The 25,968-nt window shown below is 69.2% G+C and carries 26 protein-coding genes; 10 read left to right on the top strand and 16 right to left on the bottom strand.

The genetic code is table 11. From position 1 onward, the window contains the following. Positions 1-20: 20 nt before the first annotated feature. From AC1Q6E_RS08840 to AC1Q6E_RS08800, 9 genes are all read right to left on the bottom strand, one after another. Positions 21-1,253, bottom strand: coding sequence for a DegT/DnrJ/EryC1/StrS family aminotransferase (locus tag AC1Q6E_RS08840; RefSeq protein ID WP_296556770.1), 1,233 nt, complete (start codon positions 1,251-1,253; stop codon positions 21-23). Beyond that, positions 1,240-1,650, bottom strand: a complete 411-nt coding sequence (locus tag AC1Q6E_RS08835; RefSeq protein WP_152796128.1) for a DMT family transporter — start codon at positions 1,648-1,650, stop codon at positions 1,240-1,242. Before AC1Q6E_RS08835 ends, AC1Q6E_RS08840 begins: the two co-directional genes overlap by 14 nt. Further along, positions 1,650-2,006: an EamA family transporter gene (locus AC1Q6E_RS08830; RefSeq protein ID WP_152796130.1), complete on the bottom strand. Its 357-nt coding sequence runs from the start codon at positions 2,004-2,006 to the stop codon at positions 1,650-1,652. The genes AC1Q6E_RS08835 and AC1Q6E_RS08830 overlap by 1 nt, the downstream gene beginning before the upstream one ends. After that, a complete protein-coding gene (locus tag AC1Q6E_RS08825) occupies positions 2,003-2,848 on the bottom strand; it encodes an alpha/beta fold hydrolase (RefSeq protein WP_152796132.1) in 846 nt (281 codons plus the stop codon). Before AC1Q6E_RS08825 ends, AC1Q6E_RS08830 begins: the two co-directional genes overlap by 4 nt. A gap of 26 nt (positions 2,849-2,874) precedes the next feature. Next, positions 2,875-3,630 carry an MtnX-like HAD-IB family phosphatase gene (locus tag AC1Q6E_RS08820; RefSeq protein ID WP_152796134.1) on the bottom strand — a complete coding sequence of 252 codons (756 nt, stop codon included), beginning with the start codon at positions 3,628-3,630 and terminating at the stop codon, positions 2,875-2,877. Positions 3,631-3,639: 9 nt separating this feature from the next. After that, positions 3,640-4,542 (bottom strand): HlyD family secretion protein, encoded by a 903-nt coding sequence (locus AC1Q6E_RS08815; RefSeq protein WP_152796135.1) that lies wholly within the window; start codon positions 4,540-4,542, stop codon positions 3,640-3,642. A gap of 14 nt (positions 4,543-4,556) precedes the next feature. Next, a complete protein-coding gene (locus tag AC1Q6E_RS08810; protein WP_152796137.1) occupies positions 4,557-5,306 on the bottom strand; it encodes an ABC transporter ATP-binding protein in 750 nt (249 codons plus the stop codon). Positions 5,307-5,485: 179 nt separating this feature from the next. Continuing rightward, positions 5,486-7,162 carry an MFS transporter gene (locus AC1Q6E_RS08805; RefSeq protein ID WP_152796139.1) on the bottom strand — a complete coding sequence of 559 codons (1,677 nt, stop codon included), beginning with the start codon at positions 7,160-7,162 and terminating at the stop codon, positions 5,486-5,488. A 304-nt stretch (positions 7,163-7,466) separates the two neighbouring features. Next, positions 7,467-8,363 (bottom strand): LysR family transcriptional regulator, encoded by an 897-nt coding sequence (locus AC1Q6E_RS08800; RefSeq protein ID WP_492572575.1) that lies wholly within the window; start codon positions 8,361-8,363, stop codon positions 7,467-7,469. A gap of 131 nt (positions 8,364-8,494) precedes the next feature. Between AC1Q6E_RS08800 and AC1Q6E_RS08795 the strand changes: the two genes are divergently transcribed. From AC1Q6E_RS08795 to AC1Q6E_RS08785, 3 genes are read left to right on the top strand one after another with little or no spacing between them, the layout of a single operon-like run. After that, entirely contained in the window at positions 8,495-9,475 is a 981-nt protein-coding gene (locus tag AC1Q6E_RS08795) for a Bug family tripartite tricarboxylate transporter substrate binding protein (protein WP_492572574.1), read from the top strand. A 20-nt stretch (positions 9,476-9,495) separates the two neighbouring features. After that, complete coding sequence (locus tag AC1Q6E_RS08790) at positions 9,496-10,473, top strand: PDR/VanB family oxidoreductase (protein ID WP_296556773.1); 978 nt, start codon at positions 9,496-9,498, stop codon at positions 10,471-10,473. A 33-nt stretch (positions 10,474-10,506) separates the two neighbouring features. Next, entirely contained in the window at positions 10,507-11,610 is a 1,104-nt protein-coding gene (locus AC1Q6E_RS08785; protein WP_492572573.1) for a Rieske 2Fe-2S domain-containing protein, read from the top strand. 13 nt (positions 11,611-11,623) lie between these two features. Here AC1Q6E_RS08785 and AC1Q6E_RS08780 read toward each other — a convergent pair whose 3' ends face one another. The 3 genes from AC1Q6E_RS08780 to AC1Q6E_RS08770 form a co-directional block, all read right to left on the bottom strand. After that, positions 11,624-12,982, bottom strand: coding sequence for a sensor histidine kinase (locus tag AC1Q6E_RS08780; RefSeq protein ID WP_152797741.1), 1,359 nt, complete (start codon positions 12,980-12,982; stop codon positions 11,624-11,626). Positions 12,983-13,077: 95 nt separating this feature from the next. Further along, on the bottom strand, positions 13,078-13,767 hold the full coding sequence (locus AC1Q6E_RS08775) for a response regulator transcription factor (protein WP_152795961.1): 690 nt from the start codon (positions 13,765-13,767) through the stop codon (positions 13,078-13,080). Positions 13,768-13,846: 79 nt separating this feature from the next. Beyond that, positions 13,847-14,824, bottom strand: coding sequence for a Bug family tripartite tricarboxylate transporter substrate binding protein (locus AC1Q6E_RS08770; RefSeq protein ID WP_152795959.1), 978 nt, complete (start codon positions 14,822-14,824; stop codon positions 13,847-13,849). A gap of 113 nt (positions 14,825-14,937) precedes the next feature. On the opposite strand from AC1Q6E_RS08770, the gene AC1Q6E_RS08765 reads away from it, so the two are divergent. Genes AC1Q6E_RS08765 through AC1Q6E_RS08750 form a run of 4 tightly spaced genes read left to right on the top strand, consistent with a single transcriptional unit; the run spans position 14,938 to position 18,847 of the window. Then, positions 14,938-16,137: a CoA transferase gene (locus AC1Q6E_RS08765; protein WP_152795957.1), complete on the top strand. Its 1,200-nt coding sequence runs from the start codon at positions 14,938-14,940 to the stop codon at positions 16,135-16,137. Positions 16,138-16,148: 11 nt separating this feature from the next. Further along, positions 16,149-16,886, top strand: a complete 738-nt coding sequence (locus AC1Q6E_RS08760; protein ID WP_152795956.1) for a GntR family transcriptional regulator — start codon at positions 16,149-16,151, stop codon at positions 16,884-16,886. Between the two features lie 40 nt (positions 16,887-16,926). After that, entirely contained in the window at positions 16,927-17,787 is an 861-nt protein-coding gene (locus AC1Q6E_RS08755) for an HpcH/HpaI aldolase/citrate lyase family protein (RefSeq protein ID WP_492572572.1), read from the top strand. A 19-nt stretch (positions 17,788-17,806) separates the two neighbouring features. After that, positions 17,807-18,847 carry a MaoC/PaaZ C-terminal domain-containing protein gene (locus AC1Q6E_RS08750; protein ID WP_152795952.1) on the top strand — a complete coding sequence of 347 codons (1,041 nt, stop codon included), beginning with the start codon at positions 17,807-17,809 and terminating at the stop codon, positions 18,845-18,847. Here the strand turns inward: AC1Q6E_RS08750 and AC1Q6E_RS08745 are convergent. Genes AC1Q6E_RS08745 through AC1Q6E_RS08730 form a run of 4 tightly spaced genes read right to left on the bottom strand, consistent with a single transcriptional unit; the run spans position 18,844 to position 22,809 of the window. Continuing rightward, positions 18,844-19,473, bottom strand: a complete 630-nt coding sequence (locus tag AC1Q6E_RS08745; protein WP_492572571.1) for a VOC family protein — start codon at positions 19,471-19,473, stop codon at positions 18,844-18,846. The genes AC1Q6E_RS08750 and AC1Q6E_RS08745 overlap by 4 nt on opposite strands. 14 nt (positions 19,474-19,487) lie before the next feature. Continuing rightward, a complete protein-coding gene (locus AC1Q6E_RS08740) occupies positions 19,488-20,297 on the bottom strand; it encodes an acetoacetate decarboxylase family protein (RefSeq protein WP_152795948.1) in 810 nt (269 codons plus the stop codon). Next, a complete protein-coding gene (locus tag AC1Q6E_RS08735) occupies positions 20,294-21,148 on the bottom strand; it encodes an alpha/beta fold hydrolase (protein ID WP_492572570.1) in 855 nt (284 codons plus the stop codon). Before AC1Q6E_RS08735 ends, AC1Q6E_RS08740 begins: the two co-directional genes overlap by 4 nt. Next, positions 21,145-22,809, bottom strand: a complete 1,665-nt coding sequence (locus AC1Q6E_RS08730; RefSeq protein WP_492572569.1) for an FAD-dependent monooxygenase — start codon at positions 22,807-22,809, stop codon at positions 21,145-21,147. Before AC1Q6E_RS08730 ends, AC1Q6E_RS08735 begins: the two co-directional genes overlap by 4 nt. Positions 22,810-23,035: 226 nt before the next feature. On the opposite strand from AC1Q6E_RS08730, the gene AC1Q6E_RS08725 reads away from it, so the two are divergent. From AC1Q6E_RS08725 to AC1Q6E_RS08715, 3 genes are all read left to right on the top strand, one after another. Beyond that, a complete protein-coding gene (locus AC1Q6E_RS08725) occupies positions 23,036-24,088 on the top strand; it encodes a Bug family tripartite tricarboxylate transporter substrate binding protein (protein WP_152795944.1) in 1,053 nt (350 codons plus the stop codon). 101 nt (positions 24,089-24,189) lie between these two features. Next, positions 24,190-24,858, top strand: a complete 669-nt coding sequence (locus tag AC1Q6E_RS08720; protein WP_296557671.1) for a TetR/AcrR family transcriptional regulator — start codon at positions 24,190-24,192, stop codon at positions 24,856-24,858. Positions 24,859-24,931: 73 nt separating this feature from the next. Then, on the top strand, positions 24,932-25,924 hold the full coding sequence (locus AC1Q6E_RS08715; RefSeq protein WP_492572568.1) for an amidohydrolase family protein: 993 nt from the start codon (positions 24,932-24,934) through the stop codon (positions 25,922-25,924). Positions 25,925-25,968 lie beyond the last annotated feature (44 nt).

The raw sequence follows: 25,968 nt of genomic DNA, 5'->3' as shown, positions 1-25,968 counted from the left end.
TCCGGCGCACCGGCGGCGCGTCAGGCCGCCAGGAGCGCGGCCAGGGTTGCGCAGATCGCTTCGAACCGCTCGTCGTCCAGCCAGTGGCTGTTGGTGATCGACAACGCGCGCGCCGCGAAATCGCGGGCGTGGGGCACCGGCGCGTCGGCGACGATGGGGCGCAGGTAGCCGTAGTCGGGCAGGGTGTGCACGAACAGCGGGCCCACGCCCAGTCCCGCGCCCCACAGCCGGTCCAGCGCCCGCTGCCGCGTTTGCGCGTCGGGCAGCAGCAGCATGAAGAACGGCCAGACGCCGTCGCCGCCGGCGGTGTCCTGCATGACGCGTACCCCGGGCAGGTCTCGTAGCCGTCCCAGGCGGCGCAGGGCACGGTCCCGGGCGTCGTCCAGGAACGCCGGCAGGCGGCGGGCCGCCCGCGCGCCCACGCCGCGGCGCCAGCGGCCGACCCGGTGGATGGGGATGTCGAGTGAGAAATCGTCGCCGGCGGCCCGGACGGGATCGCCGGCGCGCAAGGCCGCGCGCTGCGGGTTGCCGTAGGCCAGGCGCATGCCGCGCGGCCCGTACAGCAGCGCGTAGGCCAGGAGTTCCAGGCTTCGGCGGGCTTCCCATCCCGGGCGGCTGCCGACGGCGCGCGCGCTGGTGGCCCGCAATTCGTCGCGCAGCGCGGGATCGCGCGCCAGCAGCAGGCCGCCTTCGTAGATGCTCAGGCCCTTGCCCGCGGCCAGGCTGAAGAAGCCGATGTCGCCATCCAGGCCGACGCTGCGTCCGTCGCGGCGGGCGCCCAGCGCTTGCGCCGCGTCTTCGATGACGGCCGCGCCGCACCGGGCCGCGCAGCGCAGCGCGGCGCTGGTGTCGGCCACGCGGCCGGCGAGGTGGGTGACCACGATGGCCAGCGTATCGTCGTCGCAGGCCGCCTCGAGCGCGGCCGGGTCGAGGTCGAAATGTCCGGGGGCGAGGTCGCACAGTTTCAGCCGCAGCCCGCAATGGTGGACCGCCAGGGCCACCAGCGGGCAGGTATAGGCGGGCAGGATGACGGTCTTGCGCGGGCTGCGCCGGGCCAGCGTCAGCAGCGAGACGACCAGGCTGGAGGTGCCGGAGCATTCCAGTTGCAGGGCCGGGGTGCCCAGCCAGGACGCGATGCGAGCCTCCAGGTCCGCCGGACCGCCGGGCAGGAGGTCGTTCCAGCGCAGCGGCAGGCCCGCCGTGGGCGGAATGTCGCGCCCGTGGGCGCCGGCCGCTAGCCTAGGCGTCGGCACGGCCGGACTCCGGGTGGAGGCGCCGCGATTCGCCGGCCTCGCCGAAGGCCAGGCAGACGATGCCGCCGATGATCAGCAGCGCGCCCAGCATCTGGTTGGTGGTGATGTGTTCGTCGAACAGCCAGACCGACACCAGCATGACGGTCACGACTTCGAGGTGGGAGGCGGCGAAGGCCGGGCCGATGGGCGCGCGCTTGAGCAGCGACATCCAGGTGAAGAACGCGCCGATGTAGCCGACGAAGGCGCCGTAGATCCACGGCTGGCCGAACACCCGCGCCAGCCATTCCAGGTCGGCCGCCAGCGGCATCGCATGGTTGGCGGCGTACTTGAAGCTGATCTGCGCCAGCGTGTCGAAGGCCATCAGCAGGCCGAAGCCGATCAGGTAGAAGCGGCGCATCACGGTATCCCCACGACCGCCACGCCGGCGGCGATCAGCGCGATGCCGGCCACCCGCAGCGGCGTCAGGTGTTCGTTGAACAGGAAGCGGCCGGCGATCATGATGGCGACGATATTGATCGAGCCCAGCAGCACGCCCTCGGACAGCGGCACCAGCGACAGGAAGGCCAGCCAGACGACGAACTCCAGGATATAGCAGGCGATCCCTATCCAGATCCAGGGGCGCCGCCCCAGTTCGCGCCAGTAGCGCAGGCCGCGGCCTTCGGCCGGCGTGGTGGCGGCCGCCTTGAAGGCAAGCTGGCCGCCGGTGTCCACCAGTACGTTCAGGGCCCAGAGCAGGGCGACGAGCGGCGTCATCGCGCCGCCGCCCGGGGTGCGGCGTCTTCGCGCCGCGCCGCGATCTCGGAGAAGAATTCCGCCGACTCGCGGATGACCTCGCGGCGTTCGCGGTCCACCGTGATCATGTGGTAGCTGTCGTGCAGCAGCACCAGCTTGGCGGGGCCGCTGACGCGGTTCATGACCAGGCGCGCGTTGCCGACGCTGGCCATGTCGTCCTCGGCGGCGTGCATGACCAGGCAGGGCGCGCGTACCTGGGGCAGTTGGCGGCGCACCGTGGCCGAGAGGTCGATGAGCTCGGCCAGGGAGGACCAGGGGTTGCCGGGCAGGCCGGCGTCGGCGCTGTCGCCGCCCAGCATGCTGGAGGACACCGCCGCGCGCAGCCGTTCGTCCTTCAGGCCGTAGGGCGGCTCTTCGTCGAAGGTCTTGTCCTGGAACAGGTTGAAGCGCTTGAACCAGGGCAGCAGGAACGACAGGCGCCAGTACCAGGGAATGTTCCAGCCGTCGTAGCGGAAGGTCGCGCCGTAGACGCCCACGCCGGCGATGTCGTCGGGCCGGTCGGCCGCGGCCTTCAGGGCCAGCACCGCGCCCATCGACAGGCCGGCGACGAAGCAATGGTCGACGTCGCGGCGCAGCCGGTCCACGCCTTCCAGCACGCTGGCGTACCAGTCCTTCCAGCCGGTGCGCACGAGGTCGTCGACGTCGCCGCAGTGGCCCGCCAGCTGCATGCCGTAGACCGTGAAACCGGCCCGGTGCAGGCCTTTGCCCACGGTACGCATTTCATTGGGGGTGCCGGTCAGGCCATGAATGAGCAGCACGCCCGCGCGGCCGCCTTCGAAATAGAAATCCGCAGATTTGATCATGAGGTGAAGAATGGACCGCCCGGGGTTCAGGCGGTGCTGGCGGCCGCCGGAGCGATCGTGAAGCCGCGCGGAGGTTGCGCGATGGCGTGCAACTGGCCTTTCAGGATGAAGTCGAGCGCATTGCGGGCTTCGTCGAAGCCGGCGATGGGAATGTGTACCAGGCCATGCTCGCGGCAATAGTCGATCAGGCGATGCTTGGCCAGCACGAAATCGACGGTGCCCGATACGCAGAAGTCCGAGGCGCCGTCGCCCACGTACAGGATTTTCTCGTGCAGGCCGCGCACGCCCGAGCCGTAGGAGCACTTGCAGGTGCCGCTGGCCTTGCGGCAGGCGGCGTCGGCGTAGGGGAAGGTCAGCCGCCAGCTGCGCGGGCCGGCCTGCTCGAAGCGGTTGGCCACCACGGGCAGGTCCGCCAGGCCATGGCGGTCCATGATGGCCGTGATCACGCCCGCCAGGCCGTCGCTGACGATGTGCACCGGTGTGCCGAGGCGGCGCGCCTGGGCCACGAATTCGGGGAAGGCCGGGTCGATCTCGATGCCCGCCACCAGGGCGTCCAGTTCTTCCTTGCTGGCGTCCAGCAGCGCGATCTGCTTGGCCATGCACTCGCGCGAGCCGATCTCGCCCTGTTCCCAGGCGGTTTCCAGCTCCTGCCATCCCGGCCGGCCAAAATGTTCAAGCAGGGTGTCGGTGACATCCTGCTTGGAAATGGTGCCGTCGAAGTCGCACAACACGATCCATTCGGATCCGGGCTGTTCGTCGGCAGCGTACTGACTGAGCAACATGGCAAGCCTTTAGGGAAGGAAACGGACCAGCACCCGCTGGCCGACACGCAATTTCTCGGGTTTTTCGATCGACAGCAGGCTCTCGACCCCCCGGCGGCTGATCCGTTCCTGCGGATCGTCGCTGGGGGCCATGACCTGGAACACGCTGCCTATGCGCTCCAGGCGGGCGGCGATGGGCGTGCCGCCCGGGGCGGATTCTTCCACGATCTCGGCCTGCATGCCGGTTTTCAATGCCGCGACATAGGCTTCGTTCACCTCGGCCCGGACGATCAGGCGGCGCTTGGGCAGCAGGCGCAGCAGTTCGGTCTGGGCCGTGATCGCGTTGCCGACCTGCACGTCCAGCCCCACGATCTCGCCGTCCACGGGGGCGCGGACCTGCTGGCGTTCCAATGTCCATTGCGCCGCACGCAATTTCTGGCGCGCGACCTCGACCGCCGCCTGGGTCGCCGCCGCCTCGGCCTCGGCTTGCGCCACGGCGTTGCGCGCATCGTCGGCGGCCTGGCCGTCGATGGCGCCGCCGGCCGCGGCCTCGGTCACCCGCTGGGCGCGCTGCTGGAGCCCGGGCACGCGGCTGCGCAGCACGCGTTCCTGAGCTTGCGCCTGGCGCAATTCGGCCTCGGCCGCGTCGACGGCCAGCTGGGCCGCCGCGGGGTTGAATTCGATCAGCGCCTGGCCTTTCTTGACCTGGTCGCCATCGTGGACGGTCACGCGCGCGACGGTGCCGTCCACGGCCGCGCCCACGCGCACCAGGCCGCCTTCGACGTCGACGCGTCCGCGCGCGACGGCCGCGTAGGGGGGCTGGTCGGCCGTGGGGGAGTCGGCCTGCGGCTCGCGGGAACACGCGGCCAGGAACAGACTCCCGGTCAGGGTGACCAGGACGCCAAGGCGAAGAGAGGTGAAAAGCTTAGGCACGAGCTCGGGAATTCCTAGGTTTCGGCGACCAGCGCACTGGTGCGCCTGTCGTCCAGGATGCGCCCATCCTCCATGGTCAGGACGCGGTCGGCATGGCTGATCAGGCGCGGATCGTGGCTGACGCACAACACCGTGGCGCCGTGGCGCCTGGCGATGCGGTGCAGGATGTCGATGACTTTCATGCCGTTGCCGGCGTCCAGCGCGCTGGTCGGCTCGTCCGCAAAGAGCAGTTCGGGTTCCTTGGCGAGCGCGCGGGCGATGGCCACGCGCTGCTGTTCGCCGCCGGACAGGCCCGATGGCCGCTGGCGGGCGCGCCCGCCCATGCCGACTTCTTCCAGCGCCGCCCAGGCCTGTTCCTCGGCCTGTTGCTTGGACAGGCCTACGTAGCGCAGGGGCAGGACGACCTGTTCGACAGCCGTCAGCGCGGGAAAAAGATTGAAGCCTTGGAAGACGAAGCCGGTATGCATCAGCCGGAAACGTTCAAGCTCGTGTAGCTGCAACAGGCCAAGGTCCTGGCCCAGGGCGCGCACCATGCCGGCATCCGGACGCAGCATGCCGCTGAGGATGGCCAGCAGGGTGCTTTTGCCGCAGCCCGATGGCCCGGAAATCAATGTCAGTTCGCCGGGCATGATGCTAACCGACAAATCCCGCAGAATGCGCTCGCGCACATTACCGGATAGAAAGGATTTGCTGAGCGACTCGGCGACGAGACTCGGTGTGTTGCCCGGCGTGCGGCCTGTGGCCTGGGGCTCGGTCGCCCGCATGGCAAGGTCTCCAACTGGCTGAAAAACAAAACCCGGCTAAGCCGGGATTGTAACGCTTGTTACGATAACCCAAGTTTTGCGATGGTGGGAAGTCTCGGCGCACCCGGTGCCTGGTCGAATTGTTGCAGGCGCGCCGCATCGCGGGAGCGGGGCGCGGCTTTGCCGCGCCCTTGCCGGGGTCAGTCCTCCAGGCGGTTGTCCTTGGTTTCCTTGACGAACAGGGTACCGATGACCAAACTCATCACGGCAACCGCGATGGGATACCACAGCCCATTATAGATGTTGCCGGTGGCCGCCACGATGGCAAAGGCGGTGGTGGGCAGGAAGCCGCCGAACCAGCCGTTGCCGATGTGGTAAGGCAGGCTCATCGAAGTGTAGCGGATGCGGGTGGGGAACATTTCCACCAGCATGGCCGCGATCGGGCCGTAGACCATCGTGACCAGGATCACCAGCAGCGTCAGCAGCACCACCAGCATGGTCTTGTTGACCTGGGCCGGATCGGCCTTGGCCGGGTAGCCGTGGTTGCGGATTTCCGTCGTCAGGCGCGCCTTGAGCTCGTCGCCGCGCGTCTTGAATTCGGCCGCCGGCAGTCCCGCGCCCTCGAAGGACTCGATCGTGGTGTCGCCTACCTTGATCTTGGCCACGGATCCCGGCGGAGCCGCTTCATTGCTGTAGTTGACCGAGTTCGAGGCCAGGAAGGACTTGGCCTGGTCGCAGGAGCTGACGAACTTGGCGGTGCCCACCGGGTTGAACTGGAATGAGCAGGTCTTGGGGTCGGCCACGACCACCACGGGAGCCTTGGCCTGCGCCGCTTCCAGCGCCGGGTTGGCGTAGTGCGTGATGGCCTTGAAGAGCGGGAAGTAGGCGATGGCGGCGATCAGGCACCCGGCCATGATGATGGGCTTGCGGCCTATCTTGTCCGACAGGGAGCCGAACACCAGGAAGAAGGGCGTGCCGATCAGGAGGGCGATGGCGATCAGGATGTTGGCCGTGGTGGCGTCCACCTTCAGGGTCTGGGTCAGAAAGAACAGCGAGTAGAACTGTCCCGTGTACCAGACCACGGCCTGGCCGGCGGTCAGGCCCAGCAGCGCCAGCAGGACCACCTTCAGGTTGCCCCACCGGCCGAAGGACTCGGTCAGCGGCGCCTTCGATTGCTTGCCCTCGGCCTTCATGCGCTGGAAGGCGGGCGACTCATGCAGCTTGAGCCGGATCCAGACCGAGATCGCCAGCAGGAAGATGGAGACCAGGAACGGGACGCGCCAGCCCCAGGCGGCGAAGGCTTCCTCGCCGGTGGCGTTGCGCACGCCCAATATCACCAGCAGCGACAGGAACAGGCCCAGCGTGGCGGTGGTCTGGATCCAGCTCGTGTAGGCGCCGCGCTTGCCGTGCGGGGCATGCTCGGCCACGTAGGTGGCCGCCCCGCCGTACTCGCCGCCCAGCGCCAGGCCCTGGGCCAGCCGCAGGATGATGAGGATGACGGGAGCCGCGATGCCGATGGACGCGTAGGAGGGCAGTATCCCCACGATGAAGGTCGACAGGCCCATGATCAGGATCGTGATCAGGAACGTGTATTTGCGTCCGACCAGGTCCCCCAGCCGGCCGAACACCAGGGCACCGAACGGCCGGACCGCGAAACCCGCGGCGAATGCCAGGAGCGCGAAGATGAAGGCCGCCGTGTCATTGACGCCCGAGAAGAACTGCTTGGCGATGATGGCCGCCAGGGAGCCATATAGGTAGAAGTCGTACCACTCGAATACCGTGCCTAGCGACGAGGCGAAGATCACGCGCCGCTCTTCCTTGGTCATGGGACGCGCGGCCGGAGTCGGCGCCCCTGAACTGTTGACGGTGGTGCTCATGAAGGAATGTCTCCTGGGTGGGCCTGCTGGGAATGAGTAATAGTTGATATGCAGACTGGCCCTTAGCCACGGGAGCCTCGGGCTTGAAACCAGAGTAGAAATACTTGCTGACGCGGCACTGACGAGTTACTGACGGGGAACTGAATCTTCACGAACTGGTGATATGTCCGGGCCTGGCCCGTGCCGGCCACCCGCGCGGCGCCTGGGGGCGGGGCGGGCGCGGGCGCGCCTGGGAGTTTCCCGCAGGCTGGGCGGCGGGGCCAAAGCGTGGCGGCGGCGAGACGCGGCCCGCCGCTGGCGGGACTCAGCCGGCTGGCGGGACGTCCGGCCGCAGGTGCCCGGCCAGCCAGTCGACCAGGGCGGCGACGCGGGCGACGTGCTGTTTGCGCCGCGGGACGTAGGCCTTGAACCAGGTCTCCTGCAGCGGGAAATCGTGCAGTACCGTCTCCAGCGTGCCGGCTTCCAGGGCCGGGCGGGCGACATACGAGGGCAGGGCGGCGATGCCGAGTTCCGACAGGGCGGCATCCCGCAGCGTCAGGTTGTCGTCGGCCACCAGACGAGGGGGAATGTCCACGCTGATGCCGCCGCGGGCGCTGCGGAAGTGCCAGGCCCGGCCGGATGGCTTGAAGACCAGGCAGGCGTGTTCGGTCAGGGCCTGGGGGTGGCGCGGCCGGCCGTGGCGCGCGAGATACCCGGGCGCGGCGCACAGCACGGTGTCCACCGGGCACAGGGGAATCTCGACCACGCCCTCGTAGCTGGCGGGCCGTCCGCTGATGGCGAGGTCATAGTCCCGTTCGGCGGGGTTGGTGGAGTGATCGACCAGCGAGATCTCCATGGTGATGCCGTCGTGCCGCCGCAGGAAGGCGTTGAACAGCGGCCCCAGCCGCACCGTGGTCAGCGTGGTCGGCGTGGCGATCCGCAGGTGGCCCACCAGCTTGGAGGCGTCCCGCTCCACGCTTTGCACCAGGTCTTCGAAGCTGGCCACCAGCACGCCCGCGCGCGCATGGAGTTTCTCGCCCGCTTCGGTCAGGCGCACCGTGCGGGTGGTCCGGTCGAACAGCCGCGCGCCCACCGTCGCTTCCAACTGGCGGATGCGCTTGGCCACGACCGAGGGCACGACCGCCATCTGCCGGGCGGCCTCCGAAAAACCGCCGCAGGCCACGACGGTGGTGAAAGTGCGCAGTTGCGTGATGGCGTCCATTTGTTCTCTATCGAGCTTACTGATAGCTATTTTTTGAATAAATGTTCTCTATTATTCCTTAATAAAATCCTTTCCCACAATCGGGCGCGAGCGACGCCCACCGTACCCACCCTGGGAAGAGGAGACCAAACATGTCCAAATCGTGGATCTCGCGCATGCTGGCCGCTGGCGTCCTGGCGGCGTCGTCGGTTGCCGCCGCCGCCGCGCCGGGCTATCCGGTCCGGCCGGTCAAGATCGTGACGCCATTCGCCGTGGGCCAGGGGCCCGACGTGCTGCTGCGCATCGTCGCCGAGAAGCTGACCGCCACGCTGGGGCAGCAGGTCATCGTCGAGAACCGGCCCGGCGCCAGCGGCTTCCTCGCTTTCGAGGCAGGCCGGCGCGCCGCGCCCGACGGCTACACGCTGGTCCACATGGACAGCTACCACGTGGGTACCCAGCCGCACCTGTTCGCCAGGCTGCCCTACGACGTGCGCAAGGATTTCGATCCGGTCACGCCGCTCGTGCGCAACTACTTCTTCGTCGTGGTGCCCGCCGGTTCGACGTGGCGGACGATCGGCGACCTGATCGCCGCCGCCAGGACCAAGCCCGGGGGCGTCTCGTACGGATCCTGGGGCGTGGCCAGTCCCGCGCACCTGGGCGGGCTGCTGTTGGCCGCGGCCACCGGCACGGACATGATGCACGTGCCTTACAAAGAGTCGGCGCAGTTGTTCCAGTCGGTGGCCGTGGGCGACGTCAGCTGGACGCTGGGAACGCCGGTGTCGGCCGGCCCCGTGTACCAGTCCGGCAAGGTGCGTTTCCTGGCCGTGGCGGCGCCCCGGCGCCTGCCGGGCTATGCCGAGGTGCCCACCGTGGCGCAGGCCGGCGGCCCGGCCGGCTTCGAGGTGGGCGGCTGGAATGGCCTGTTCGTTCCCAAGGGTACGCCCGCCGAGCTCGTGCTGCGGCTGAACGAAGGGATAGCCGCCGCCCTGGAAGCGCCCGACGTGCGGCAGAAACTGGCCACCTTCACCTATGAGGCCTACGCCATGTCCCCGCGCGACATGGCCCGGCTGGTGGATGAGGAGATCGCCAAGTGGGGCCCGATCATCAAGGGTGCCGATATCCGCCTGGATTGACGGCGAACAGGAGGACAACCGTGGCAAGCAAGCACATCGAGGCCGTGGTGGCCGGGGTCCGGCCGCTGACGCCGCGCATCAAGGAATATCTGCTGGCATCGGCCGATGGCCGGCCGCTGCCGCGCTACGAGCCGGGCGCGCATGTGGCGCTGCACATGGTGTCGCCGGCGCGGGGTCCCATCGTCCGGCACTACTCGCTGATCGGCGGGCTGGCGGGGCAGGACGATCCGCGGCATGTCTATCGCATCGCCGTGCAGCGGGAAGACCGGGCGCGCGGCTCGGCCTTCATCCACGACAGCTTCGCGCCGGGCACGCGCGTGCGCATCGCCGCGCCGGTCAACGATTTTCCCCTGGACCGGCGCGACACCCGCACCTTGCTCATCGCCGGCGGCATAGGCGTGACACCCATCGTCGCCATGGCGCGCAGCCTGTCGCGCCGCGGCTGCCGCTACGGTGTCGTGTACGCCGGCCGGGATCCGGCGGCCATGGCCTACCGCGATCTGCTGGAAGAGGTGGCCGGCGATCGTGTCCGTTTCCACTACAGCGACGAAGCGGGTGTGTTGGACGTGCGCGGCCTGCTGGCGTCGCAGCCCGGTGGCGTGCGCGTGTATGTGTGCGGTCCCGCGCCCATGATCGCCGCCGCCCATGAGGCGGGTGCCGCGCTGGGCTGGGACGCCGGGCGCGTGCGCAGCGAAGTGTTCACCGCCGGTCCCACGGGCGATGAAACGGCCTTCGAGGTCGAACTGCGCCGCTCGGGCAGGACTGTCCAGGTGGGGCCCGACGCCAGCATCCTGGACGCGCTGCGGCTGGCCGACGTGCCCGTGCTGTGGGACTGCGCGCGCGGCGAATGCGGCCTGTGCCCGTTGCCGGTCGTCTCGGCCGACGGCCCCATCGACCATCGCGATCGCTACCTGAGCGATGAAGAGCGCGCCGCCGGCGAGACCCTGTGCATCTGCGTATCGCGGATCCGCGGGACGCGCCTGGTGCTGGACGCCTGACCATTCCGTCATTCCCTGCAGGAGCCTGCCATCATGAACCGCATCGCCGACCCCATGCCCGAACTCCGTCCCGATTTTTCCTTCGAGCCCGGCGGTTTCGCCGACCATGCCACGCCGCTGGTGCGCAATTGCTGGTACGTGGCGGGCCTGTCCGGCGAGATCTCCCGCGAGCTGCGCAGCCGGCGCTTCCTGGGCGTGGATGTCGCCCTGTACCGCACGCAGGCCGGCGAGCCGGTGGCGGTACGCAACCGGTGTCCGCACCGTTCCTTCCCGCTGGCCAAGGGACGCCTGGAGGGCGACGAGCTGATGTGCGGCTATCACGGCATGCGCTTCGACCCGTCGGGCCACTGCGTGAAGATGCCGGCCATGCCGCTGGTCCCCACCAATGCGCAGGTGCGCAGCTTTCCCATCGTCGAGCGCGCGCCGCTGGTCTGGATATGGATGGGCGATCCCGACCATGCCGACCCGGCCCTGATCCCCGACACGGGCTGGCTGGCCAGCCCGGCGTGGAAGAGCGTGAACGGCAGCTTCCACATGAAGGCGGACTATGTGTCGATGCACGAGAACCTGCTGGACCAGACCCATTTCCCCTTTCTGCACCCCGGCGCGATCGGTACCCCGGAGTACGCGCGCAGCAAGCTGGACGTGCGCCAGGACGGCGACGTGGTCATCATCGACCGCGCGCTGAAGAACTCGCCGCCGCCGGACGTCTACGGCGTGCCCACCGGCCTGACCGGCAAGCCGGTGGACCGCTATTCGGAAGCGCGTTTCGCTTCGCCGGGCCTGCACGTGGCCTTCGCCCGCATCGTCGATAACCACGATGCCGGTGGCGCGCCGCGCACCTATCGCTTCAATATCACCCACGCCTTCACGCCCGAGACCAACGGCAGCATCCACTACTGGTGGTTCAACAGCCGCGACGCCAATCTCGACGATCCCGCCGCGGACGCCTACCTGTACGAGGCGTCGGCCAAGGCCTATCTCGAGGACGTGGACGCGCTGGAGTGGATACTGGACGTGGTGAAGCGCGACACCGAACCGCAGTTCGATCTGAATTTCGCGTCCGATAAGCCGGGGCTGCTGATGCGCCGCGCGCTGCACGACATGGCGGCGCGCGAGGCGGGGCTGAGTTTTTGAGCGGCCGCCGGCCTCAGGCTGGCGGGAAACGCACGGTGATGCGCGTGCCGGCCGGTGCGCAGGCCGGGTCCTGCGGGTTGTCGGCGATCGCCAGGGTGGCGCCGTGCCGCTGGGCGATCTCGCGCACGATGGCCAGGCCCAGGCCGCTGCCTTCGGCGTTGGAGCCCAGGATACGGTAGAAGCGGTCGAACACCAGTTCGCGTTCTTCGGGCGGGATGCCCGGACCGGAGTCTTCGACATCGAGCGTCGCGCCCGCCTCGGTTGCCGCCACGCGGACGGTGACGGTGCCGCCGCCCGGGGTGTAGCGCAGCGCGTTGTCGATCAGGTTGTTGACCAGTTCGGCCAGCAGCAAGGCGTTGCCGGCGACCGGGACCGGCGTCTCCGGGCCTTCCAGGCCCAGGTCGATTCCGCGCTCCATCGCCTCGTGCACCCAGTTCTGGGTCTGGTCGCTGGCGACGGCCAGCAGGTCGACGTGGGTGGAGACATCCACGGGGCTGCCCGTGTCCTCGGCGCGCGCCAGCGCGAGCAACTGGTTGACCAGGCGCGTGGCCCGTTCGGCGCCCGAGATCAGGTGCCGCAGGCTGGCCTCCATGTCTTCCGGGCTCGCATTGCGCAGCGCCAGCTCGGCCTGGGTGCGTATGCCGGCAAGCGGCGTCTTCAACTGGTGCGCCGCGTCGGCGACGAAACGCTTCTGCGCGTCGATGTTGGCCGACAGGCGCAGCAGCAGTTCGTTCATGGCGCCCACCAGCGGCGCGATTTCCTGCGGCACCTCGCGGTCGTCGATGGGCGACAGGTCGTCGGGCCGCCGCGCACGCAGCCGTGCCTGGAGTCTGCCCAGCGGCGCGATGCCGCGCGACAGCCCGAACCACACCAGTACCACGGCCAGCGGCAGCACCACGAATTGCGGCAGCACCACGCCCTTGATGATCTCGTTGGCCAGTTGCGAGCGCTTTTCGAGCGTCTCGGCCACCTGCACCAGCGCCGGCTGCGCGCCCGGGATCGTGGGCAGGGACACCCAGGTATAGGCGACGCGCACCGCGAAGCCCCGCATCACGTCGTCGCGGTATTGCACGATGCCGGGCAGGGGGCGTTCGAGCGACGGCAGCGGCAGTTCCCGGTCGCCGCTCAGGTATTCGCCGCGGCTGCCCAGCACGAGATAGAACACGCTGTCGGTCTCGTCGGCGCGCAGCATCTCGCGCGCAGAGACCGGCAACTGCAGCCGTGCCCGGCCGTTGACGTCCTTGATCTGCTGGGCCAGGGCCAGTACGTTGTTGGCCAGGCTGCGGTCGTAGGGCGCGACGGAGATCGATTGCGCGACCACGTAGGTGATGGCGACGCTGATCGGCCATAGCAGGAACAGCGGGACCAGCATCCAGTCGAGGATCTCGCCGAACAGCGACCGTGCCGGCCGTTCGATGGCGGGGATGGGCTGCGGCCCCTTGTGCTCGTCGTCCATCCGGGGCCGGGTCAGGCCGCGCCGTGCTGGACGCCGGGCTCGCGTTCCAGGCAGTATCCCAGTCCGCGCACGGTGGCGATCTTGACGCCGCCGGGTTCCAGCTTCTTGCGCAGCCGGTGCACGTAGACCTCGATGGCGTTGGTGCTGACTTCCTCGCCCCACTCGCACAGGTGGTCCACCAATTGTTTCTTGCTGACCATGCGGCCGCTGCGCGACAGCAGGACTTCGAGCAGGCTGACTTCGCGCGCGGACAGCTCGACGATCTGCTCGTCGATGGTCACCACGCGCCCGACCTGGTCGAAGGCCAGCCGGCCATGGCGCAGCACCGCCGGCCCGCCGCCCGCGCCACGCCGGGTCAGCGCGCGGACCCGCGCTTCGAGCTCGGACAGGGCAAAGGGCTTGGCCATGTAGTCGTCGGCCCCCAGGTCCAGGCCCTTGACGCGCTGCTCCACGCTGTCGGCGGCGGTAAGTATCAGCACCGGCATGTGCGAATTGCGCGCCCGCAGGCGGCGCAGGACTTCGGTGCCCGACAGCCGGGGCAGGCCGATGTCCAGGATCAGCAGGTCGAAGGGCTGGGCCGCCAGCGCGGAGTCCGCCTCGAGCCCGTCGTGGACGGCATCGACCGCGTAGCCGTTCTGGCGCAGGGAGCGGGACAGGCCGTCGGCAAGGATGTTGTCGTCTTCGGCGATGAGGATGCGCATGGGGGAATTGTAGCGTCGGGGCAATGCATCGAGGTTCCCCGGTGCATTGTCCCCCAGGCGCGCGCCGCCGTCACTATTGCTATTCGATCTGATACATCCCCGTGCGGCGCGTCGCGTCGACCCAGTAGGCGGTTTCCTTGTCCAGGAAGCGTCCGAATTCCTCGGGCGTCATGGGCTCCACGGCCTCCAGGCCGAGCTGGGGCAGCTTGGCGACGATCTCGGGGGTCTGCAGCACCGCCCGCACGTCGGCGACGATGCGCGTCATGGCCGCGGCGGGCGTGGACTTGGGGGCGAACATCCCGTACCAGGCGCGCCCCGGCAGGCCGGTCAGCCCGGAACGGCTGGCCAGCGGCACGTCCGGCATGATGGTGGAGGGCGTGTCGCTGCTGGTGATGGCGATGGCCCGGACCCGGCCGGACTTCACCTGGGGCATGGCGCTGGGCAGGGCGTCGATCATCAGCTTGATCGAACCGCCGATCAGGTCCGTGAACGCCGGCGGGCTGCCCTTGTAGGGCACGTGGACGAGGTCCACGCCCGCCAATTGCTTGAAGACTTCCATGCTGAGATGGCTGGTCGAGCCCGTGCCCGGCGAACCGTAGCTGAACTTGCCGGGGTTCGCCTTCAACTGGGCGATGACTTCGGGCAGCGTGGTGGCCGGGAACTGCGCGTTCACCACCATGAGCATGTCCGTGCCGGCCAGCAGCGCGACGGGCTGGAAATCGCGTCCGACGTCGTAGGGCAGATGTTTGTACAGGCTGGGATTGATCACGACGGGGGAGTTGGACGTGACCAGCAGCGTGTACCCGTCGCCCTCGGCCCGCGCCACTTCCTGCAGCGCGATGGCGCCGTTGGCCCCGGCGCGGTTCTCCACCACCACCGGCTGCCCCCATTTCTGCGCCAGCTTGTCGCCGATGGCGCGGGCGAGGATGTCCGAGCCCTGTCCGGGCGGGAAGGGGACGATCACGCGCACCCGTTTACTGGGGAACGCCTGGTCGGCAAGGACGGGTTGGCCGGCCAGGCCCACGGCCAGGCAGCACAGCAAGAGCAGTTTGTTCATGGGAAGGGTCTCCTCGCGAATGGTGCCATCGTCTGGCTTTTCTGTTTTCTCATTTTGATATATTGTTATAACAAACTCAAGATGTCCTTTTCCAACATTGTCCGGGGAGCTTCATGTCGCTACTTCGCGGGTTCCGCATTCTTGCCGTCGAACAGTACGGCGCGGCGCCTTTCGGCACCCAGTTGCTCGCGGCGCTGGGGGCCGAGGTCATCAAGGTCGAGCAGGCCGCGCAAGGGGGCGACGTGTCGCGGCTGGTCGGCCCGCATTTCCTGGCGGATCTGCCCGACGGCGCGCAAAGCCTGTTCTTCCAGAGCCTGAACCAGGGCAAGAAAAGCATCACGCTGAACCTCGCCCATCCTGAGGGGCGGGCCCTGTTCCGCAAGTTGGCGGCCACGGCGCACGGCGTGGTCGACAACCTGCGCGGCGACGTCGCGGGCAAGCTCGGCCTGACCTACGAAGACCTGAAGGACGTCAACCCGGCCGTGGTCTGCGCCCATATATCGGCCTATGGCCGGACCGGCGAACGCGCGGCGTGGCCGGGCTACGACTACCTGATGCAGGCCGAGGCGGGCTATTTCTCGCTGACCGGCGAACCGGACACGGCGCCGTCGCGCATGGGGCTGTCGCTGGTCGACTACATGACCGGCGTGATGATGTCCGTGGGGCTGCTCAGCGGCATGCTGGAGGCCGCGCGCAGCGGCCAGGGGTGCGACGTGGACACCAGCCTGTACGACGTCGCGCTGTTCAATCTCAACTATGTGGCGGCGTGGTACCTGAACGGCGCCGCCGAGACCGACCGCCAGCCCCGTTCCGGGCACCCCTCGCTCACGCCATGTCAGCTCTATCGCACTGGCGACGGCTGGATCTACCTGATGTGCAACAAGGAAAAATTCTGGCGCAACCTGTGCGAGCGGATCGGACGGCCGGAATGGATCACGGATGCGCGCTTCGTCGACTTCGCCGCCCGGGGCCGGCATCGCGAGGAACTGACCGGACTGCTGGACGAGGCGCTGTCGGCGCGCACCACGGCCGAGTGGATGCGGCACTTCGCCGGCACGGTGCCCGCCGCGCCCGTGTGGTCCGTGGGGCAGGCGCTGGATGCGCCCCTGGCCCAGGCCGACGGCCGCATCCGCCGCGTCGACCTGGCGGGCGGCGGCGCGCTGCGGGTGCTGGACAGCCCGTTGCGCACGTCGCGGCCGGCGGTGGCCGTCGGGCCCGCGCCGGCCATGGGCGCCGATACCCGCGAGCTGCTGGCCAGCATCGGGATCGACGAAGAGGAGCAAGGTAGACTAAGGACCCTTGGTGTTCTCTGACGTGTCGCCCCATGTTCCAGCGCAGTGCCGGCTCGCAGTACAAGCTGTTGGCCCAGACCTTGATCCGGCGGATCCGCGACGGCGAATATCCGCCCGGCAGCCTGCTGCCGACCGAGAACGAACTGGGACAGCAGTTCAACGTCAGCCGTATCACCGTGCGCGGCGCCTTGCGCGAACTGGAAGTGCAGGGGCTGGTCAGCCGCCGCCCCGGCATCGGGACCCGCGTGGAGTCGGCGCAGCCCTCTGGCAATTTCGTGCACGTGGGCAACACGGTGGACGACATCCTGCGCTTCACCCGGGGCTTTCGCTTCCATACCCTGAGCATCCGCGAGGTCGACGGCGACGAGGGTTCGGCCCGCGCGCTTCGGCTGCCCGCCGGCCAGCGCTTCGTCCGGGTGACCGGCCTGCGCCAGGCCGAGGGCGCGCCGCCGGTCGTCTACAGCGAACACCATATTCCGCCGCTGTATGCGGACGCGCTCGAGCAACTGGACGGCTACCGGGCCTCCGTTGCCGAATGGCTGGCCGAGCGGCGCGGCGACCGGGTATGCGAAATCCGCCAGGAAATCGATGCCGTCCGGCTGACCCGGGCGCAGGCCGAGCTGCTGCAGACCCGCTTCAGCACGCCGACCCTGCGCACGCGCACCTGGTACTACGGCACGAAGAAAGACCTGATCGTCGCCTCGGTGGGGCTCTTCCCCGAAGGGCGGCATTTGTTCAGCACCGTGATGCGGCGAGAGCCGGTCGGCTGATCCGATCGCGCGGGCCGCGACCTTGCCTCGGAGAGCCCGCGTGACCCACCCCGTCGTTCCTTCCACCTTCCTGTTCTGTCCCGGCAACCGGCCCGACCGCTACGACAAGGCGCTGCGCGGCGGCGCGCCGGGCGTCATCATCGATCTCGAGGATGCCGTGCCGCTCGCCGACAAGGCGGCCGCCCGGCGCGACGCGCTGGCCTGGCTGGCGGCGTTGCCCCCGGCCGGCCAGGGGGCGCCCATGGTGGCATTGCGCGTTTCCTCGCCGCAGACGCCCGCGGGGCTGGAGGACCTGTACGCGCTGGCCCATGCGGGCGCGCTGCCAGCGCTGGACCTGGTGGCGGTGCCCAAGGCCGAGGATGCCGCCGGGCTGCGCATGATCCACGCGCACGCGGCCGCGGCCAACCCCGCGTTGCGGCTGATGGCGCTGGTGGAGTCGGCGCAGGGCGTGCGCCGTGCGGCCGACATCGCCCAGGCGGGGCCGTGGCTGGCGGCGATGGCCTTCGGCGCCGCGGACTTCAGCGCCGAGACCGGCGCGGACAACACCTGGGACGCGCTGGCCTACGTGCGCGGGCGCCTCCTGTTCGAGATCGCCGGCAGCGGCGTGCCCATGCTGGACGTGCCGCATATCGCCATCGACGACGACGGCGGCCTGCGCGGCGACTGCGAGCGGGCCCGCGCCATGGGTTTCCACGGCAAGCTCGCCATCCATCCGCGCCAGTGGCCCATCATCGTGCGGGCCTTCGAGCCCGATCCGGCCAGGCTGGCGTGGGCGGGCGAGATCACCGCCGCCTACGAGCGCGCGGGCCGCCGGGCCTGCGCGGTGGGGGCCACGATGGTGGACGAGCCCGTCTACCAGAGCGCCCTGCGCATCCTGCGGCGTGCCGCCGCCCCGACCTGACCTGCCGTTGGAGACTTTCATGCATACCGCTTACTACCATCTGGGCGACGGCCTCTACGCCGAACGCTTCGGCCTGGGCTTCGAGCATCTGTCCGCCGGACAGCGTTTCGTCCATCGGCCGGGCATTACCTTTTCCCAGCAGGACAACGTGTCCGAGGCCCTGGATTCGATCAACTCGGCCATGGTCCATTACGACGACTGCTACGCCGGGCTGACGGACTGGAAGCGGCCCCTGATGGTCAGCACGCTGACCCTGCAGCGGTTGATCGGCATGACGTCCAAGACCTTCGGCCGGCGCCGCCGCATCGTGTCCATGTCGAGCATCGCGCTGACCCGGCCCATGTTCGGCGGCGATACCCTCTATGTCGAGACCGAAGTGCTGGCCACCGAACCGGTGGATGCGTTCCTGGGCCGCGCCAGCCTGCTGACGCGCGGTTTCAACCAGCGCGGCGAGCAGGTGGCCGAGCTGCGCTACGCGGTCGAGCTGTGGCATGGCGCGGCGGGACCCGATGCCATCGCGGGCGCCACGGCGGCGGACGACGAGCGCTTCCGGTCGCATGCCGCGCGGGAGGACGGCGCCTGGGTCGAGCAGACCGGCCTCTTTTTCGAAGACCTGCGGCAGGGCGAGACCTTCGTGCACAGCCCGCGCAAGACCCTGCTGGCCGAGGAGGCCACCTTGCACGCGCTGCGCGCGATGGAGTGGCAGCCGCAAAGCCACGACCATGCCTTTGCGCAGGCGCTGGGGCTGCCCGGACCCGTGGTGCCGCAGACCTGGGGGATCGGCGTGGCGGTGGCGCTGTCCACGCGCACCTTCGGCCGGGTCACCGTCAACCTGGGGTGGACCGATGTGGAGTTCGGCGCCGACCTGATGCCCGGGGACACGCTGGAGGCGCGGTCCACGGTGGAGGGCACGCGCCCGTCCGGATCCCGGCCCGACCAGGGCGTGGTGGCGGTGCTGACCGAGGCGCGCAACCAGCGGGGGGAGATGGTCAACCGGTACCGGCGCGCGTTGATGGTGTACCGGCGCGGGGCCAATCCCTACGCCAGGGCGGGATATTAGGCGGGTGTTTCCCCGGGCCGCATGTCGTCGAGCGTCTGCCCCGGCGCCATGCGCGGACGGCGCGCGAGTTCCGCTTCCGGGACGCCGGCCTCGTAGGCGCGGATGAGCGCTTCCGGATCGAGCTTGATGCCCACCGGATTCACGGCGAAGTCGTCGCCATGGAAGAAGGCCGCGGCTTCTTCCTTGGTGCGGAAGTTGTCGACCTGCAATTCGATCTGCGTGCCGTCCGGATCGCGGTAGTAGAACGAGAGGGTCGGGCCGTGGTTGATCGTCCAGTAGGGCCGGATTCCCTGGTTCTTCAGGCGCAGGTAGGTCGACAGCAAGGCGCGCAGCGTCGGGTAGGCATAGGCGAGATGATGCAGTCCCCAGCTTCCGGGGCGGGGCGGCCGCAGCCCCGGGACATGCCGGATCGCCAGCCTGTGATGCTCGTCGTCGTAGGTGAGAAAGCACAGGTCGTGGCGGTCGTAGACCACCTGCGCGTTCAGGACGGTCAGATACCAGTCCCTGACCGCTTCGTAGTTGGCCGTCTGGAGGACGAAGTGCGCGAAGAGCGAGGGCGAGTGGGCGTCAGGCTCCACGCGGGCGCGGGGAGCGGGGGCCGATGGCGTCGTGGTCGTATCCGGCATGGTGTCCGTCCTCGTCAGCGCAGGACGCGCTGATCGCTCAGGTCTTTCGCGCCCACCGTCTCGGCAATCGACGCACCGGTGATGTCGAGGATGGGCAGGTCCGCGAGCGCGTTGACGATGTGGTACATGGTGGGCAATTGCTCCCAGGTCGAGCGCACGAACGCCAGCCGGCCGGTGCCGCGCCGGAACGAGCGATGGCGCATGGGACTGCCGCCCGAGGGCGAGATCACCATCTCGCTGACGGAGGGTGCCGCGCCCGAGATCGCGGGCAGGTACCGATAGTGCAGGACGCCGTCGGCGGCGGGGGCGGCGGGAGGCGTGGCCTCGTCGAGTCCATCGATTTCCATGCGCAGGAATTCGTGGCCGTCCCAACTGGCCGCGTAGCAGTGCGCGCCGCGCAGGATGCGCGGTTCGGGCAATTCGCAGTAGAGCTTGGCGTATCCGAGCTCCTCGCGGCCGGTGATGATGGGCTCGGGACGGTTTTCCCACAAGACGGAAAGGAAAGGCCCGCGCGCCGTTTCTTCGCGCCCCTGGTACCGCACGGGGAACCTGACGCCCAGGAGGTTATAGCCCCGCCCGGCCAGCCATTCCAGTTCACGCAGCATGGTGTGCTCGACGGTCACGACGGGCGGGCCGTCGAGTTCGCAGCCGGGAGGCAACAGGGCTTCCAGGCGCGAGCGCTCGGTCAGGAAGCTGATCGCGGCGGACGTGCGCGGGGCGCGGCTCATGTCGAAAGTCCGGCCGTCGGGTCCCTGCCGGGGGCCGGCGCTGGGACCGAAGACGACGGGCATGCGGTGGCGGCCCGCGTGGGGATCGAAAGTCATGGTTGTATCTCGGAGGTGGGAGGAGGTTGGAAGGATGGCCGGACGGCGGCGAGCCCGTGCAGGAACGCGGCCAGTTCGCGCGTGACGGCCTCGGGTTGTTCGAGCGGCGCGGAGTGACCCGCCAGCGGGAGGCCGGCCAGCCGCGCGTCGGGGACCTGCCCAAGGTAGGCCCGGGCCAGCGCGATGGGGCTGATCAGGTCATCTTCGCCCCAGAGTAGCAGGGTCGGGACGGCCAGGTTGCCCAGCCTGGGAACGAGGTCTTCATAGCTCAGGCCCAGCCTGACCGCCAGCGCCAGCGCCGCCGGGTCGTGGCGGACGAATACCTGCCGCGCGGCCGCCATTCGTTCGGGATGGGCGGCCCGGGTGTGGGGGCTGAACATGCGGTCCGCGATCGACCGGAACAGCTGCTCGCGATCGCGGGCGCTGCCGTGCGCGAGTGTTTCGGAGGCCTGCCGCATCCGGTTCCGGGCGTCGCTCGCCGTTGCGTGAGGCGTCGCGTTCATGATCACCAGCGCGGCAACCCGTTCCGGATGGGCCAGGGCGGTCCGGGCGAAGACGGCGCCGCCCTGGCTCAGGCCCACCAGGATGGCGCGTTCGGCCCCCAGCGCCGGGATCAGGGCGGCGACGTCCTCCACCAGGTCGGCGGCGGTCCAGCCTTGCGGCCGCCAGCCGCTGTCCCCGTGGCCGGGCCAGTCCAGGCGCACGCAGCGGTAACGGTCCCCCAGCGCCTCTGCCTGCCGGGCGAACATGGAACGGTCGAAATACAGACCGTGCCCGAACAGGACCAAGGGTCCCGCGCCCGATGCTTCGTACGCGTAGACGGTGCCGCGGATGTCCAGGGTGCGGATCATGGCGCGGTGTCCGCCGCCCGCCCCGCGAGCACCTCCAGCAGGGCGGGCGGCAGCGATTCGCCGCGCCAGGCGACGTGCTGGTCGGGCCGGATCAGGGCCAGCGGCGCGCCGTAGAGGCGGGCCAGTCCCGCGTCGGGAAGCCGCAGATGGCGCAGCGGCAGGCCGGCCCCGGCGGCGAGGCGCGCCGCCGCCATGCCGGCCTGTGGCGTGCCGGCCGTGTCCAGCAACGTATATTCCGGGCCGAGCCGGTCGTACAGAGGCGTACCGTCCGGCATGCGCCACATGGGCGCGCGATGGCCCGGGGCGGCGTGAGGCGGATAGCGGGTCGAGTCGTAGGCCGGGCCGGGTCCGGCCTCGGCCCGCAGGATGGGCGATGCGCAATAGCGCTGGTCCAGCACGGTGCCGTCCGACCACCACTGGGGTTCGAGGTCGCGGGCGACGGGCGCGCTCAGTTCCGCGCGCCGGTCCCGGGCCTCGGGGCCGGTGTCCACGGCCTGCATGACGGCCGACAGACGGTCGAAGGTGGAGCGCAGCCGTTCGTAGTTGGCGTGGGCCTCCTTCGAGGTGCGCTGCACGATGGGCAGGCGTTCGGGGCTGTAGCTGTCCAGGATGGCTTCGTCGGCCCAGCCGCGCAGCACGTGCGCCAGCTTCCATCCCAGGTTGACCGCGTCGCCCACGCCGAGATTGAGGTTGTGTCCACCCAGGGGAGGGATGAGGTGGGCCGCGTCGCCGGCGAGGAAGACGGGGCCGTGGCGGAACCGCTGCGCCAGCAGTTCGAAATAGGAAAAGGGATAGGTCCTTTCCAGCGTGAACGAGAGGCCGGGGCCGATCAGGCGGCGGATCACCGCGTGGGCGTCGATGTCTTCGCCGCTCCCCGCGGGCGGGCGGTAGGTGAATTCCCAGCGGTCGCCGCAGATCAGCCGCGCGGTGCCGGGCACTTCGGGGCTGGCGCAGAAATACATGACTGAATCGGCGATGCCGCGGCTGCGCATGGCCGCCAGCAGGTCGGGGGCATGGAAGAACATGGATATCTGGCGCGACAGGGCGCCGGCGCCTTCGTACGGGATCCCGGCTGCGCCGCGCACCAGGCTGCGGCCGCCGTCGCAGCCGATCAGGTAGCGCGCCTCCATCGAACGTGTCTGCCCCGTGCGGACGTCTTGGACCGTGGCGGCGACGCGGCCGCCGTCGCGCATCTCGACCGCCGTGGCCCGCGACGAGAACGCGATGCGCGCGCCCAGCTCGCGCGCCTTGTCCAGCAGCAGTTCCTGGACCTGGCCCTGGGCGACCCACAGCGCATCCTCGGCCGCGTCGTCCAGCACCCGGTGCCAGCCCAGTCCTTCGGCGCGCACGCAGGCGAATTGCGTGCCGCCCAGTCCATCGAGGAAGGTGACGTGCGACGGCCACCCCGCCGGCACGTGGTTGACGGCCTTCAGCCGCCCGGCCAGGCCCCAGCGCCGCATGTGTTCCATGGTGCGCTTGTTCATGTTCATGGCCCGGGTCCACCAGTGCCCGACGGCCTCGACCTCGTCGATGACCTGGCATGAAATGCCCCGCAGGCCCAGTTCGACGGCGACGGCCAGCCCGACGGGGCCGGCGCCGACCACCAGCACATCGGGATCGGTCGCCAGGAATGGGGAGTGGGAGAAAGGGCGCTGCGTCATGATCGTCTCCTGCGTCGGGGCGCTTCCATCGTCTTTCATTTTTATTCCTAATAAAGGAATTTATTGCGAGATTCTTGTCGTCATCGAGGGCATTGTCAAGAGCCTTATGCAATGTTGAAACGAGAAGATTGGCCGTCCTTTGCCGGTATCCGCGAGGCATGGAAATTCCTGTTGTTATTTCCTAAAAAAGGAAATAAATTATGCCAACAACGACCGGGAGACATCCATGCATGCAATGAACGACGCCGTGCCGGCGAAGCATCCGCCTGCCGCGGCGGACCAGGGCGGGCGACGCTGGCGGAGGCCGCCGGGGCGCCTCGCGCGCCGGTTCCTGTCCGGCGTCCTGCTGGCGCTGGCGGGCGCGCACGCCGCGCTTGCCGGCGAGTTCCCGGACAAGCCTGTCACCATCATTTCTCCGTTCGCGCCGGGCGGCGCCGATCTGTTCCTGCGCATCGTGGCGCCGAAGCTGGGCGAGCAACTGGGGCAGCCGGTCGTCATCGAGAACGTGCCCGGCGCCGGAGGCATCCTGGGAGCGGAGCGCGTGATGCACGCGCCGCCGGATGGCTACACATTGCTGTTCGCGCCGTCCAGCGTGACCGTCACGGCGAAGTTCCTGTCGGCCAACGTGCGTTTCGACATCCTGAAGGATTTCACGCCGATCAGCCTGATGCACGAGACGCCCCAGGTGCTGTTCGTGCCGGGCGACCTGCCGGTCAATTCGGTGGCCGAGCTGATCCACTACGCGAAGCAGCGGCCGGGCAAGCTGGCCTACGGCAGCGCGGGCATCGGTTCGGTCATGCAGTTCAACGCCGAGCTGTTCAAGATGGAGTCCGGCACGGACATCCTGCACGTGCCCTTCAAGGGCATCAGCCCCATGAATACCGAGATCCTGGGCGGCCGCGTGGCCATGGGGTTCTCCACGCTGGCCTCGGTGGCGCCTTTCGCGAAGGCGGGCAAGCTCAAGGTGCTGGCCGCGCTCGATGCCAGGCGCCTGCCGTTCCTGCCCGACACGCCGGCGATCACCGAGACGTTGCCCGGTTTCCGCACCGTAGGCACCTGGTCTTCGCTGCTCGGGCCCGCGGGCATGCCGAAGGCGATCCAGGAGCGCCTGACGCGTGCCATGAGCGCCGTGCTGGCGATGCCCGACGTCAAGCGTTCGTACGATTTGAACTATGGCCTGATCATTGCCGGCTCGCCCGCGGACCTTACCCGGCGCCTGCAGAGCGAAATCGCGCAGACCACCCGCATCGCCGACACGGCGGGCATCCGTGCGGAATAGCCGTTGCGCCGGAGGAAGACGCCGGCCGCGCAGGGGCGGAGCTGGAAGGGGGGCGTGCGATAATGCCCGCCGGATCGAACCGGGTGGCGGGCATGGCGCGCATGGCAAAGGAAAATTCGGAGTCCGGCGGGGAGCGCAAGCGCGGCAAGGGGCGGCCCTCGGGCGCGGAGTCCGCCGTCGGCCGCAACCGCATCCTCGAACTGGCCGCGGACTTCCTGAAGACCCATCCCGTCTCCGAGTTGAGCACGGTCAACATTGCCAAGGTCGCCGGCGTCGATCCCGCGCTGGTGCGCTATTACTTCGGGTCCAAGAACGGCCTGCTGGCCGAGCTCATCTCCAAGTCCACGGGCGAGCGCACCGCGCTGAGCCTGCGGTACCTGTCCGATGCCGGCACGGCGGACCAGAAGCTCAAGCAGCGCGTCCGGTCGGTCCTGCAGGCCAACGTCGACAGCCCCTATTACCACGAGGTGATGGTGGCCCGGATCTTCAATGCCGACGACGAGGCGGCCCGGGCGATCCTCAACGACCTGGCCCAGCGCGGCCGCTATCTGGCCGAGAAATTCATGGCGGACGGCGAACGCAGCGGCGAACTGCGGGCGGTCGATCCCGCGTTCTTCCACATGCTGGTGGTCGGGGCCTGTTCCTTCTTCGTGACGGGCAGGCCGCTGCAGGAGGCCATGCGCGGCCGCAAGGTCAACGACCGGACCCTCGATGCCTTCGCCGAGTTCTTCGTCGACGTCGTGCTGAACGGACTCAAGCCCCGGCCCTGACGGGAGCGCCGCGGCGCCGCCGGCACGCCGCCGGCCCGGTCCATCGGCTTTCATCCATCCGGGGGGACCATCCATGTTGAAAGAGGGAGCGCCGGGCTGGCGCGCGCTGTGCCCGTGCTGCATCGACTTCCATGCGCACTTCATCCATCGCGAGGTCTTCGAGCTGGCGCAGCCGCACAGCGTGTCCAGCTGCTTCGGGCAGCGGCCGCTGTCGGCCGACAATCCACGCTTCCTGGGCATGCTGGATCCGCACCGGCAGGTCGACGACATGGCGGCGCGCGGCATCGATCGCCATGTGATTTCGTCGGCCGACGTCGTGGCGTCCCGGGCCTGGGCCGAGCCCGCCGAGGAAGCCCGGCAGGCAAGGCTGGTCAACGACATGGCGGCCGACTGGGTGCGCAGGTTCCCGGACCGGTTCGTGGGAACGTTCGTGCTGCCCCTGGGCGACATGGCGCTGGCCCTGCGCGAGATGGAGCGCGCGGTGGCGATGGGGCTGCGCGTGGCCAACCTGCCCAGCAACCACCGGGGCAGCTACCTGGGCGAGGCCCGCTACGGGGAAATGTGGGGCGCCATCGAAGACCTGGCGCTGGTCGCCTTCATCCACCCCGACGGGGTGCGCGACCCGTGGTTCCAGAACCATGCGCTCTGGAATTCCATCGGCCAGTCCATCGAAGAGGTCAAGGTCATGTCCTCGCTGATCTACGAAGGCGTCATGGAGCGGCACCCGGGCCTGCGGATCGTCATGGCCCACGGAGGCGGGTACATGCCCTACTACATGGGGCGGCTGGACCGCAACGCGACGTACCGGCCGGACACCATGCGCAACCTGAGCAAGCTGCCCAGCCATTACCTGCGCGATTTCCACTACGATAGCTGCGTGTACGATCCACATACCCTGGCGCTGCTGGTGCGCTGCGTGGGGGCGGACCGCCTCGTCCTGGGCGGGGATTACCCGTTCGGCGACGCCGACCCGGTCGGCGGACTGTCGGCGCTGGAGCCGGCGCAGCAGGCGGCGGTCGCGGGGGGCAATGCCGTCCGGCTGCTCGATTCCGGGGGCGGGAACTGAGGAAAAGGCAAGGGCGGCCCGCGGGCGGCGTTGTTTATTGCACG

Source organism: Pigmentiphaga sp. MLSB6-MA01 (genome assembly GCF_058793475.1).
Note: the sequence above shows the minus strand (reverse complement) of the source record. Positions and strands in the feature narration are given on the sequence as shown.